Annotated in this window: 8 protein-coding genes; 4 read left to right on the forward strand and 4 right to left on the reverse strand. The window is 67.3% G+C overall.

The window, feature by feature from the left end:
• The first annotated feature begins 60 nt into the window (after positions 1 to 60).
• Positions 61 to 960, forward strand: a complete 900-nt coding sequence (gene lpxO, locus IB268_RS14885; RefSeq protein ID WP_054451172.1) for a lipid A hydroxylase LpxO — start codon at positions 61 to 63, stop codon at positions 958 to 960.
• A 435-nt stretch (positions 961 to 1,395) separates the two neighbouring features.
• Here the strand turns inward: lpxO and hrpA are convergent, their stop codons facing one another.
• A complete protein-coding gene (gene hrpA, locus IB268_RS14890) occupies positions 1,396 to 5,325 on the reverse strand; it encodes an ATP-dependent RNA helicase HrpA (protein ID WP_192354483.1) in 3,930 nt (1,309 codons plus the stop codon).
• Positions 5,326 to 5,541: 216 nt separating this feature from the next.
• On the opposite strand from hrpA, the gene argA reads away from it, so the two are divergent.
• From argA to IB268_RS14905, 3 genes are all read left to right on the forward strand, one after another.
• Positions 5,542 to 6,900, forward strand: a complete 1,359-nt coding sequence (gene argA, locus IB268_RS14895; RefSeq protein ID WP_054451170.1) for an amino-acid N-acetyltransferase — start codon at positions 5,542 to 5,544, stop codon at positions 6,898 to 6,900.
• 96 nt (positions 6,901 to 6,996) lie between these two features.
• On the forward strand, positions 6,997 to 7,269 hold the full coding sequence (locus IB268_RS14900; protein WP_054451169.1) for an oxidative damage protection protein: 273 nt from the start codon (positions 6,997 to 6,999) through the stop codon (positions 7,267 to 7,269).
• Between the two features lie 146 nt (positions 7,270 to 7,415).
• Positions 7,416 to 9,356, forward strand: a complete 1,941-nt coding sequence (locus IB268_RS14905; protein ID WP_192354484.1) for a phosphocholine-specific phospholipase C — start codon at positions 7,416 to 7,418, stop codon at positions 9,354 to 9,356.
• A 3-nt stretch (positions 9,357 to 9,359) separates the two neighbouring features.
• Here IB268_RS14905 and phoU read toward each other — a convergent pair whose 3' ends face one another.
• From phoU to IB268_RS14920, 3 genes are all read right to left on the reverse strand, one after another.
• Entirely contained in the window at positions 9,360 to 10,079 is a 720-nt protein-coding gene (gene phoU / locus IB268_RS14910) for a phosphate signaling complex protein PhoU (protein ID WP_054451167.1), read from the reverse strand.
• 174 nt (positions 10,080 to 10,253) lie between these two features.
• A complete protein-coding gene (rpiA, locus tag IB268_RS14915) occupies positions 10,254 to 10,934 on the reverse strand; it encodes a ribose-5-phosphate isomerase RpiA (protein WP_054451340.1) in 681 nt (226 codons plus the stop codon).
• Positions 10,935 to 10,971: 37 nt separating this feature from the next.
• Positions 10,972 to 12,633 (reverse strand): isovaleryl-CoA dehydrogenase, encoded by a 1,662-nt coding sequence (locus IB268_RS14920; RefSeq protein ID WP_175181678.1) that lies wholly within the window; start codon positions 12,631 to 12,633, stop codon positions 10,972 to 10,974.
• Positions 12,634 to 12,696: the final 63 nt, after the last annotated feature.

The raw sequence follows: 12,696 nt of genomic DNA on the forward strand, positions 1-12,696 counted from the left end.
CAATACACGTTGCACGTCATCTTCCATTGTTGACATGAGATTTACGCACGAGATTCACCTATGAAATGGCTAATTCCCGGGATCTGGCTGAGCGCCATCCTGTTTGCGCACTTCCGCGGCCGCGTCAAGCTGCCGCTGGGCCGCCAATTGCTGGACCATTCCGTACTGCTAGCCCCCGTCAACGCCTTCATGGTGCTGACCTCGCGGGTTCCCACCACGCCCTACCTGACGACCAGCGAAATCGCCGAACTCAAGGTGCTGGACGACAACTGGGAAACGATCCGCGAAGAAGCCCAACAGATGGCCGAGCTGCGCCGCATCAAGGCCGCCGACACGCATAACGACATCGGCTTCAATTCCTTCTTCAAGTACGGCTGGAAGCGTTTCTACCTGAAGTGGTACGACGCGCGCCACCCGTCCGCCGAAGAACTCTGCCCCAAGACCGTCGCCATCCTGAAGACCCTGCCCAAGGTCAAGGCCGCGATGTTCGCCGAACTGCCGCCGGGCGGCCAGTTGAACCCGCACCGCGACCCGTTCGCCGGGTCCCTGCGCTACCACCTGGGCCTGGTCACCCCGAACGACGACGGCTGCCACATCATCGTCGACGGCGAACACTACAGCTGGCGCGACGGCGAAAGCGTGGTTTTTGACGAAACCTACGTGCACGAAGCCTACAACCACACCGACCAGAACCGCATCATCCTGTTCTGCGACGTCGAACGCCCGCTGAAGTGGCGCTGGGCCGAAGCCTTCAACCGCTGGTTCGGCCGCGTCGTCATGTCCGCCGCCAGCTCGCCCAACGACGGCGGCGACCAGACCGGCGCCATCAACAAGCTGACCCACGCCCACTGGGTCATCGACCAGAAGCGCAAGGCCTTCAAGGCCTGGAACCGCAATGTCTACAAGGCCACCAAGTACGGCCTGATCGCCCTGGTGGTCGTGGGCTTCCTGGCCCTGTAAGAAAAGGCGCCCGGACATCCGGGCGTCTACCCCCCCTGTTTCCTACAGCTTCTCTGCCCCCTACCCAGTCACATCGCGCGAGCGTCCATAGCTGCGACGCAAGACAGCGCGTAGGCCGCATTTGGCCGCCCGGGCGGCCAAATGCGGCGGGCCTCGCTAGACTCTCCCCACCCACGACTTCGACATCGCGACGTCCCGAGACGCTCGTAGCCCGTCGGCGCGGGCGGCGTGGCGGCTCGCAACCTCGATGCGCCCGAGGGAATCTGAAGGAAAGGCCGCAGGCCTTGACGAAGATGACGAAGGGGCAGTCCGGAGCGAACGCTCCGGACCGCAATCGTGGGCGCGAGCCGCCACGCCGTCCGCGCCGACGGGCGGCCTACGAAGACCCCGCCCGACGATCAATCACAATAGAAATAAAACAAACCACAAAAGCAATCAACGCTTAAGCGACTCCCAGCTCTTCATCAACCGTTTCACAGAAACCGGCATAGGCGTCCGCAACTCCTGCGCAAACAATGCCACCCGCAGCTCCTCCAGCAGCCACCGGAACTCATCCAGCCGCGGATCCGGCGCCCCTTTCAGCGCCGACCGCGCCCGCTGATACTGCGTCAGCAAAGGCGCCATCTCCGCCACCAGCTTGGCATCCCTGGCCGGATCCGCCCGCAGCTTGTCGATGCGAGCCAGAACCGCCTTCAGATACCGCGGAAAATGCGCAAGCTGCGCATACGGCGTATCGCGGATGAACCATTTGGGCATCAACGCCCCCAGCTGCGCCTGCAAGTCCGCGTAGGCAGCAGCATGCGGCTTGGCCTGCGGCAACTTGCGCTGCACTGCCGCCCATTCCGTCAGCACCGCCCCCGCCAGCCGCGCCACTTCCTGCGCCAAAAGACCCAGCCGGCCCTTGCCCTCGGCCCGCCGGGCCTCGAACTGCTGCTCGTTGACCGGCCAGGGATCGGCCAGGCAAGCCTGCCCCAGCGCGCAATCGATGATCTGGTCGCGCAGCTCTTCCTGCGTCCCCAGCGTCATGTAGAGCATGCTGATCTTGGTCAGGTCCGCCAGGTTCTTTTCCAGGAACTTCACCTGCTCGCGCAAGCCCAGCCGGAACAGCCTGAGCAAGCCCGCGCGGTGGTGCTTGCGCGCTTCGTCCGGATCGTCGAACACGTCCAGGTCGCAATGCGCGCCGCGGTCCACCAGCGCCGGATAGCCGATCACCGACTGCCCGCGCCGCTTGATCTCCATGATCTCCGGCAAGGGGCCGAAGGACCAGGAGGTCAGGTTCTCGTGCGCCAGCGCCTGGGCCACCTGGGTGTCGCTGGCCGCCAGCTGCTGGAACGTGGCCTGCGCCTGCTTGCCGAACTCGGCGCGCAGTTGCGCCAGGTTGCGTCCGGCCGCCAGCATGCGGCCGTGCTCATCCACCACCCGGAAATTCATGAACAGGTGGGCCGGCAGTGTCTCCAGCTTGAAGTCCGCCGCGGCTGGGCGGACCTGCACCTGGTCCCACATGTCGGCGATGATGGCATCGACCAACCCCTGCTGCGGGTCGGCCTGGCGCTCGAACCAGCGGTCGTAGAAGCCTGCGGCATAGTCCGGCAGCGGCACGCAGTGGCGGCGCAGCTTCTGCGGCAGCGACTTCAGGAGCAGGTGCACCTTTTCCTTCAGCATCCCGGGCACCAGCCATTCGCAGCGCGCCGGATCGATCTGGTTGAGCGCGAACAGCGGCACCGACAGGGTCACGCCGTCACGCGGCGAACCGGGTTCGAAGTGGTAATCCAGCGCCATCGACACGCCCTGCCATTCCACCTTCTTGGGAAAGACATCGGTCGTGACGCCCGCGGCCTCGTGGCGCATCAGTTCGTCGCGCGTCAGCAGCAGCTTGGCGGCGGCAGCCTTGTCCAGCCCCGACACCCACTTTTCCAGCGTCGCCGTCTGCGAAATTTCGGCCGGCAGTTGCCGGTCGTAGAAGGCGTGGATCAGCTCGTCGTCGACCAGGATGTCCGGGCGGCGGGTCTGATGTTCCAGCTTTTCGATGCCTGCGATCAGCTTGCGGTTGTGCGCCACGAACGCCAGCCGCGTGTCGATCTCGCCCGGCACCAATGCCTGACGGATGAACAGCTCGCGCGCCTGGGTCGGATTGACCCGGCCGTACTGGATGCGCCGGCCGGTGTAGATGGTCAGCCCGTAAAGCGTGGCCCGTTCATTGGCCACCACCTGCCCGGCCTTCTTTTCCCAACGCGGATCGGACCAGTTCTTGCGGATCAGGTGCGCGCCGACTTTTTCCAGCCACACCGGATCGATGCGCGCCACGCAACGCGCATACAGCCGCGTGGTCTCGACCAGTTCGGCCGCCACGATCCAGCGCCCCGCCTTCTTCACCAGCCGCGAACCGGGGTGGATATGGAAGCGGATCTCGCGCGCGCCCTGGTAATGACCGCCTTCGTCGCTCTTGAAGCCGATATTACCCAACAGGCCCGACAGCAGCGCCATGTGCAGCTGCTCGTAGGTGGCCTCGGTCTGGTTCAGGCGCCAGCCCTGCTCGCCCACCAGCGCGGCCAGCTGCGTGTGCACGTCGTGCCATTCGCGCAGCCGGATCGGCGACAGGAAGTTCTGGCGCAGCAGGGCCACCAGCTTGCGCTGCGAGGCCTTGTGCTGCACCTGCTCGCCGTACCAGCGCCACAGCTTCAGGAAGGAGATGAACTCGGACTTGTCGTCGGCGAACTTGGCGTGCGCGGCTTCAGCCGCCTCGCGTTCCTGCATGGGGCGATCGCGCGCGTCCTGCACCGACAGGGCCGAGGCGATGATCAGCATCTCGGCGAGGCACTGATGTTCGCGCGCGGCCAGGATCATGCGGCCGATGCGCGGGTCCACCGGCAGCTTGGCCAGTTCATGTCCCGTGCGCGTCAGCACGAAGGACGAGCCGGTACGGGAAGCGTCCGTGTCGTCGTCCGAGGCCGACGCCAGCTCGATCGCGCCCAGTTCCTGCAGCAGATGGTAGCCGTCGGCCACCGCGCGCCCGGGCGGCGCCTCGACGAAGGGGAACTGCTCGATGTCGTCCAGCTTCAGGGACTTCATCCGCAGGATGACCGAGGCCAGCGACGAGCGCAGGACTTCCGGGTCCGTGAACGGCGCCCGGTTGTTGAAGTCCAGCTCGTCGTAGAGCCGGATGCAGACGCCCGGCCCGACCCGGCCGCAACGGCCGGCGCGCTGGTTGGCCGAAGCGCGGCTGATCGGCTCGATGCGCAGCTGCTCGACCTTGTTGCGCCAGGAATAGCGCTTGATGCGCGCCAGCCCGCTGTCGACCACGAAGCGGATGCCCGGCACGGTCAGCGAGGTTTCCGCCACGTTGGTGGCCAGCACGATGCGCCGCGCATTGGTGCGCGGATGGAAGATCTGCTCCTGCTCGGCCTGCGACAGGCGCGCGTACAGCGGCAAGACTTCGGTGCCGGCCGGATGGCGCTTGCGCAGCGCCTCGGCGGATTCGCGGATCTCGCGCTCGCCAGGCAGGAACACCAGCACGTCGCCCGGGCCATGGCGCGCGCACTCGTCCACCGCGTCCACGATGGCGTCGATCAGGTCGCGCTCTTCGTCGCCCGACATCCGTTCGCGGTCCCGGCCGGGCTTGGCCGGGGCGGCCTCGTCTTCCGGGAGCTCCTCGCGCACGGGACGGTAGCGGACCTCGACGGGGTACAGGCGGCCGGACACCTCGATGACGGGCGCGGGCCGGTCCTCGGAAGCGCCGAAGTGCCGGGCGAAGCGCTCGGCGTCGATGGTCGCCGAGGTGATGATGATCTTCAGATCCGGGCGGCGGGGCAGCAGCTGCTTCAGGTAGCCCAGCAGGAAATCGATGTTCAGGCTGCGCTCGTGCGCCTCGTCGATGATGATGGTGTCGTAGCGGCGCAAGAGCGGATCGCGCTGCGATTCGGCCAGCAGGATGCCGTCCGTCATCAGCTTGATGGACGCGTTGGGGCCGGTGCGGTCGTTGAAACGCACCTGGTAGCCCACGACCTCGCCCATGGGGGTGTTCAGCTCTTCGGCGATGCGCTTGGCCACCGACGTCGCGGCCAGGCGGCGCGGCTGGGTGTGGCCGATCATCTTCTGGCGGCCGCGGCCCAGCTCCAGGCAGATCTTGGGCAGCTGGGTGGTCTTGCCCGACCCGGTTTCGCCGCTGACGATCACCACCTGGTGGCTGGCGATGGCACGCGCGATCTCCTGGCGCCGCGCGCTGACGGGCAGGTCTTCGGGGTAGGTCACCACGGGTATGGGCCGCTCGGGGCGCGGCGCGCGGCGCGCGTTCTGCGCGTCCGCCGCTGCCGCCGGAGCCGCCGCGTCCGCGGCCTTGGGCGCACGCGGGCTGGAGGATTCAGGCATGTACGATTAGTCCGGTTAGCCCGGCATTATAAATTTCCGCGAGCCCGCTGCCGGCGCCGCGGGCGCAAACCGGCAAATCCGGCACCAAATTGGCACTCTTTTCCGCCTGCGCCGGGGTGCGACGGTCATATAATTTCGCCACGCCGTCGTCCGACGGCGCTATGGCGCGGCACGGCGCCGCGTTTTTGCTTACTCTCAGGAATCCTTCCGCCCATCATGCCCGACCTGGAACCAGACACCGTCTCCGCCCTTGAAGCCCCAGAATTCGCACCCGCCCAATTCGTCCGATGGTTCCGAGAAGTGGCGCCTTATGTGCATGCGTTCCGAGGCAAGACGTTCGTGGTGGCTTTCGGCGGTGAACTGGTGCAGGCCGGCGCGCTGAACGCGCTGGTGCAGGACTTGTCGCTGCTGTCCTCGCTGGGCATCCGCCTGGTGCTGGTGCACGGCTCGCGTCCGCAGGTCAATGAGCAGCTGCGCCTGAAGGGCTTTACCCAGCAATTCGACCGCGGCCTGTCGCCCACCGACGCCGCCGCGCTGGAATGCGCCAAGGAAGCCGCCGGCGAAATCCGCCTGGACATCGAGGCCGCCTTCAGCCAGGGGCTGCCGAACACGCCCATGTCGCACGCCCATATCCGTGTCATCTCCGGCAACTTCGTCACCGCCCGCCCGACCGGCGTGCTGGACGGGGTGGACTACAAGCACACCGGCCAGGTGCGCAAGATCGACATCGACGCGCTCAAGTTCGCCATCGAAAAGGGCTCGTCCGTGGTGCTGTTGTCGCCGCTGGGCTTCTCGCCCACCGGCGACGCGTTCAACCTGGCCATGGAAGACCTGGCCACCAGCGTCGCGGTGGCGCTGCGCGCTGAAAAACTCATCTTCCTGTCCAGCTCGCAGGGCGTGCTGAACGACGACGGCACGCTGGACACTGAACTCGCCCGCGTGGACGCCGACGCCCTGCTGGCCGGCGGTGAACTCGACGAAGAGACCCACGCCTTCCTGCAGTACGCCTCGCTCGCGGTCAAGCGCGGCGTGGCCCGCGCCCATCTGCTGCCGTTCGCGCTGGACGGCAGCGTGCTGCTGGAAATCTTCACCCACGACGGCGTCGGCACCATGGTGGTGGAAGACACGCTGGACGACCTGCGCGCCGCCACGATCGACGACGTCGGCGCCATCCTCAGCCTGATCGAACCGCTGGAAGCCGACGGCACGCTGGTGCCGCGTCCACGCAGCGTGGTCGAGCGCGACGTGGAAAACTTCACCGTGCTGGAGCACGACGGCGTCATCTACGGCTGCGCGGCCCTGCACAGTTTCCCCGAAGAGCAGATGGCCGAAATGGCCTGCCTGATCGTGCATCCGGAATGGCAGGGTTCGGGCGAAGGCGAAATCCTGCTGCGCCACATGGAATCGCGCGCGCGCGCCGTCGGCGCCAAGCGCCTGTTCGTACTGACGACGCGCACCTCGCACTGGTTCATGAAGCGCGGTTTCGTGCAGGGCGGCATCGCCGACCTGCCGCGTGAAAAACAGCACAATTACAACCGTTCGCGCAACAGCCTGGTCTTCATCAAGAAGCTGTAACACCCGGGCTACCCGCAGGGTCCGCAGGGGCTTGGCGCCATCAGGTCGCCAAGCCCGTTAAAATGCAGGATTACTCATTTCTTCCGGCAGCGAACCATGGCCCGTATCGTCAACTGTGTAAAACTGAAGCGTGAAGCCGAAGGGCTGGATTTCCCCCCCTACCCCGGCGAACTCGGCACCAAGATCTGGCAGAGCATTTCCAAGGAAGCTTGGGAAGAATGGAAGGCCATCCAGACGCGCCTGGTCAATGAAAACCGCCTGAACCTTGCGGACGCCCGCGCCCGCAAGTACCTGAAGGAACAGATGGAGCGCTTCCTGTTCGAAGACGGCACCGTCGAAGCGCAGGGCTACGTTCCGCCCTCGGCCTGATCCAGCCGCGCCTTTTCCGGCCGCAAGCTGATGGCGGCCCACCCGATGCAGCCCCTCGCCCGCGAGGGGCTGTTCATTTCCGGCGCCAGCGTCCGCCTTGGCGCCGGCCTTAAGATTCAAGTACTGCTGGCCGTATCATCGCTGTCATGAAAGAAGAATCGCGCCTGTCCCCCTCCTCGCCCATCGAACGCGCGCTCGGCATCGCGCCCGACCGCCGCGCGGGCACGCTGCAGGACGTGCAGCACGTGGTGATCCTGATGCAGGAAAACCGCTCTTTCGACCACTATTTCGGCACCTTGCCCGGCGTGCGCGGCTTCGCCGATCCGCATCCCGCACCCACGCTTGCGGGCAATGTGCTGACGCAGGCGGATGGCGCGGCGCAGGTCCGCCCCTATGCCCTGCAGGCCGAATACGCCAGCGATGCACAGGTGGGCTACATCACGCCGCACACCTGGGACGACGCGCAGCGCGCCTGGAACGACGGCCGCATGGACCAATGGCTGCCCTCCAAGAGCCGCCTGGGCATGGGCGCCTACCGTGGCGAGGAGGTGCCGTTCCAGACCGCGCTGGCAAACGCCTTCACCCTGTGCGACGCCTATCATTGTTCGATCCATGCCGGCACCAATCCCAACCGGCTGTTCCTCTGGACCGGCACCAATGATCCGCAAGGCCTGGCGGGCGGCCCAGCCCTGGTGAATACCTTCGATCGCCTGGGCCCCGCCAGCGAAGGCTATGCCTGGACCACCTATCCCGAACGCCTGCAGGACGCCGGCGTGGACTGGCGCATCTACCAGGACATGGCGGACAACTATCACGACAATCCGCTGGCCGGCTTCCAGCAGTACCGCCGGCAGCATGCGGGCGCGGCCGGCGACGCGCCCCTGCGCGACCGCGGCCTGTCCACGTGCACGCTGGACCAGTTGGCCCGCGACGTCGCCGCTGGCACGCTGCCGCAGGTGTCCTGGATCATTGCGCCCACGGCCGATTCCGAACACCCCGAGGTCTCGTCGCCGGCAAGGGGCGGTGCCTACACGGAGCGCGTGCTGGACATCCTGACCCGCAATCCCGAGGTCTGGAGCCGCTGCGTGTTCTTCGTCACCTACGACGAGAACGACTGCTTCTTTGACCACATGCCGCCGCCTGCGCCGCCTGCCCGCGCGGCCGACGGCCTATCGGGCGGCCTCTCCACGGTCGAGCTGGACGGCGAATACCACGACGCGCGCCATGGGCCCAGCGCCGCCACGCCCGACGACCCTGCCGGACTGCATGGGCGCGGGTTCGGGCTGGGGCCGCGCGTGCCGATGCTGGTGGTCTCGCCCTGGAGCCGTGGCGGCTGGGTCAATTCCCAGGTGTTCGACCACACGTCGGTGATCCGTTTCCTGGAAGCGCGATTTGGCGTGCTGGAACCCAATATCAGCGCCTGGCGGCGCGAGATCGCCGGCGACCTGACCTCGGCCTTCGACTTCGCTGCCGCCCGCGGCGCGCACGCCGAAGGCCTGCGCCAGGCTTGCGCCCTGCCGTACGCGCTGGACGTCCAAGGCCGCATGGCTGCCGACGGCGGACATTACCGGCTGACCCTGCGCAATCCCGGCGCCGCAGGCGCGGTGCTGCATGTCTACGACCGCCACGCGCTGGAACACGCGCCGCGCCGCTATACCGCGAGCGCAGGCGCGCGGCTGGACGACGGCTGGCGCCTGCACGCCGATGGCGCCTATGACTTGTGGCTGCTGGGCCCCGACGGCCTGCACCGGCACTTCCGCGGCGATGCGCGCGATGCCGGCACGCTGGAGGCGCAAGTGATACCGGCGGCGACCGGCCTGAGCCTGCGTCTCGTCAATCGCGGCGAAACGCCGCAGGCAGTAAAAGTGGAGTCGCGCATGGGCGACGGCTGGTGCGCCATGGCGCACGTGCAAGCGGACGGCTCGCTGGATCTTGCCTACGGCGGTTGCCAGGGATGGTACGACCTGGAGATCACCGCGCTTGCCTTGCCGGCATTCGGCCGCAGGCTGGCGGGCCGCATCGACGCCGGCAAAGCCGGCCTGCCGGACCCGCGCCTGCAGGCAGGGGCGACGCTGCCCCTGGACTGACGCTTACTCTTCCGTGTCTTCTTCTTCACCGCGCGCCAGGCGCTCGGTGTTCTTCACGCCGGTATGGCGCACGTCGGCGCCCTTGACCATGTAGATCACGCGCTCGGACATGTTCTTGGCGTGGTCGCCGATGCGTTCCAGCGCGCGCGCGATGAAGATCATGTCGATGGCGCGCGAGATGGTGCGCGGATCTTCGATCATGTACGTGATCAGGTGGCGCAGCGCACCCTTCCATTCCTTGTCCACTTCCTTGTCGCTGCGCACGACGGCGGCGGCCTGGATGGGATCGAGGCGGGCGAACGCGTCCAGCGCCTGATGCAGCATGGTGCGCACATTGGCAGCCATGTGGCGCAGTTCGATCACCGGGATGTGGCGCAGTTCGGCTTCGTGGATGCGGCGCGCGACGGTGGCGACCTTCTCGGCTTCATCGCCGGAACGCTCCATGTCGGTCAGCATCTTGGACACGGCCATCAGCATGCGCAGGTCGATGGCGGTGGGCTGGTGGCGCGCCAGGATGCGGCTGATGCTCTCGTCGATTTCGACTTCGTGGCGGTTGACTTCCTTTTCACGCTCACGGACTTTCTCGACCAGCGAAATGTCGCCGCTGGCGAGCGCGTCGATGGCCTCCTGGATCATGGCTTCCACAAGGCCGCCCATTTGCAGGAACTGCGAACGGACGCTTTCGAGGTCCGCATCGAACTGCTTGTTTGTATGCTCCGACATCCGGGCTCCCTGCGTGTTTGGTCTCATTGCACTGCCCTGAAAAAAGGATATTACGAGATGGGCCTGCACAACCCGCAAGGTTATGACCCAAGTGTGACAGGATTATGAACACGGACCCCGGCGGCCACAAGGCGGGCCGGCCGGGGCAACGCCGGGAGGCGTCGGCAAGCGGACTCAGGCGCGGCGGTCCAGCCGGCGGATGCCGTTTTGCGTGGCCAGCAGGGCCACGTCGGCGCCCGCGATCGCGAACAGGCCGCAGGTCACTACGCCCGCCAGATTGTTGACCCGGGCTTCCAGGCCTGGCGCGTCGGTGATGGACAGGCCGGACACGTCCAGGATGACGTTGCCGTTATCGGTGACGAATCCCTCGCGCAGCTTGGGCTGACCGCCCAGCGCCGCCAGGGCGCGCGCCACGGATGCGCGCGCCATGGGGATGACTTCGACGGGCAGCGGGAACTTGCCCATGGTCTGCACCAGCTTGGACTCGTCGGCGATGCAGATGAAGCGCTCGGCCACCGAAGCCACGATCTTCTCGCGCGTCAGCGCGCCGCCGCCGCCCTTGATCATGTGCAGGTTGGCGTCGATCTCGTCGGCGCCGTCGACGTAGATCGGCATCGTCGTGATGTCGTTCAGGTCCAGCACCTTCAGCCCGTGTCCGGCAAGCCGGGCGGCGCTGCGCTCGGAACTGGCCACCGTGCCGCCTATCCGGCCCTTGAAACGGGCCAGGCCGTCGATGAAGAGATCCGCCGTGGAGCCCGTGCCCACGCCGATGATGGCGTCGGGTCCTGCGACCTGTTCAACGAATTCCAGGGCCGCGTCGGCGGCTTGCTGCTTGAGTTCTTGCTGGGAAAGCATGGCGAAAAATGCGGGAAGGTTGGTCAAGCCAGGAAATTTAGCATGCGGCAGCAGGCCACGCCCGCGCCAGGATGGCCTGCACATCCGCGCCCGCCGCCAGTTCGCCGAACACGCCGCCGCCCGCGTTCAGGCGGCTGGCGACAAAAGCCTGCGCCACCGGCGCAGGCGCATGCTGGATCAGCAAGGCGGCCTGCCACAAGCGCGCCAGGCCGGCGGCGATGCGGCGAGCCTGGAACTCGGCCTGGACGCCATCAGCCAGCAAGGTCCGCCAGCGCGCCAGCGCGTCGTCGAAGTCCTGGTACTGCCCCGCCGCCTGCGCAAACTCGCGCTCCAGCGCGGGCAGCGCCCCGGCCTCGCGCTGCAAGGCGCGCAATACGTCCAGCGCCATGACGTTGCCGGAGCCTTCCCAGATGGAATTGACCGGGGTTTCGCGGTAAAGCCGGGGCATAGGGCCGTCGTCCACGTAGCCGTTGCCGCCCCAGACCTCCATGCATTCGGCCACCGCGGCGATCGCGCGCTTGCAGACCCAGAGCTTGGCGGCCGGCGTGCCCACGCGGACCAGGGCCCGCGCCGCGGCGTCGGCGCGCTCGTCCACGGCGCGCGCCAGCCGCAGGCCCAGCATCATGGCCGCCTCGCTTTCAAGCGCCAGGTCGGCCAGCACGTTGCGCATCAGCGGCTGCTCGATCAAGGGCTTGCCGAAGGCGTGACGGTGGCGCGCATGATGCGCCGACTGCACCAGCGCCTGCCGCAGCAGCGCCGCGCTGCCCAGCACGCAATCCAGCCGGGTGGTGGCGGCCATCTCCAGCAGCACGGCCAGGCCGCGGCCCGGTTCGCCCACCATGACGCCCCAGGCTTCCTCGAATTCGACCTCGGCGCTGGCGTTGCTGCGGTTGCCCAGCTTGTCCTTCAGCCGGCGCACGCGCACGGCATTGCGCGGTCCGTCCGGTATCCAGCGCGGCACGAAAAAGCAACTGAGTCCTTCGTCGGTCTGCGCCAGCACCAGATGCGCGTCGGCCTGCGGCACCGAGAAAAACCATTTGTGGCCGACCAGCAAATAGGCGCGGCCGCGGCCGGGCGCGCCTACTGGCGTGGCGCGCGTGGTGACGGCGCGCAGGTCGGAGCCGCCCTGCTTCTCCGTCAGGCCCATGCCGATCAGGGCCGAGCGCTTCGCGGCCAGCGGCGCGTCGGCGCCGTCGAACTCCCGCGAATACAGGGCGTTCAGCCATTGCCCGCCGAAATCCACGACGCCCGCAGGTTCACGCTGCAACAGCGGCACCGCGGCAAACGTCATGGTGGTGGGACACAGGCTGCCCGCCTCGACCTGCCCCTGCATGACATAGGCCGCGGCCCGCGCCACCTGCGCGCCCGGCTCGGGCTGCACCCAGGCGCGGCTGTGCAGGCCGCGCGCCATGATGCCGCCCATCAGCAGATTCCAGGACGGATGGAATTCGACGCGGTCGATGCGGTGGCCGCCGCGGTCGTAGCTGACCAGGCGCGGCGTGCAGCGGTTGGCCTGCGCGCCGGCTTCCAGCGTCTGCGCGCGGCCCAGCCAGGCGCCATGCGCCGCCAGGTCCGGCTCCCAGGCTTGCGCGCCTTCGCGCCGCACCGCCTCGCGCAAGGCCGGGTCGGTTTCGTACAAGGAGTAGTCCTCCAGGGGCGGCACCTGGTTGGATACGGTATGTGTCGCGAACGAAGACATGGCTGCTCCCTGGATCGGTCCACTGATGTGCCGCCAGCCCGCGGCGCGGTCAGCCCCTTCGGG

Source organism: Achromobacter sp. ACM01 (assembly GCF_014851745.1).
GTDB lineage: Bacteria > Pseudomonadota > Gammaproteobacteria > Burkholderiales > Burkholderiaceae_B > Achromobacter > Achromobacter aegrifaciens.

Excerpts from the sequence above, each read along its gene's own strand:
- IB268_RS14900 (WP_054451169.1), top strand. The coding sequence starts at position 6,997 with ATGGCCCGTATCGTCAACTGTGTAAAACTGAAGCGTGAAGCCGAAGGG.
- IB268_RS14920 (WP_175181678.1), bottom strand. The coding sequence starts at position 12,633 with ATGTCTTCGTTCGCGACACATACCGTATCCAACCAGGTGCCGCCCCTG.
- phoU (WP_054451167.1), bottom strand. The coding sequence starts at position 10,079 with ATGTCGGAGCATACAAACAAGCAGTTCGATGCGGACCTCGAAAGCGTC.
- hrpA (WP_192354483.1), bottom strand. The coding sequence starts at position 5,325 with ATGCCTGAATCCTCCAGCCCGCGTGCGCCCAAGGCCGCGGACGCGGCG.
- lpxO (WP_054451172.1), top strand. The coding sequence starts at position 61 with ATGAAATGGCTAATTCCCGGGATCTGGCTGAGCGCCATCCTGTTTGCG.
- IB268_RS14905 (WP_192354484.1), top strand. The coding sequence starts at position 7,416 with ATGAAAGAAGAATCGCGCCTGTCCCCCTCCTCGCCCATCGAACGCGCG.
- argA (WP_054451170.1), top strand. The coding sequence starts at position 5,542 with ATGCCCGACCTGGAACCAGACACCGTCTCCGCCCTTGAAGCCCCAGAA.
- rpiA (WP_054451340.1), bottom strand. The coding sequence starts at position 10,934 with ATGCTTTCCCAGCAAGAACTCAAGCAGCAAGCCGCCGACGCGGCCCTG.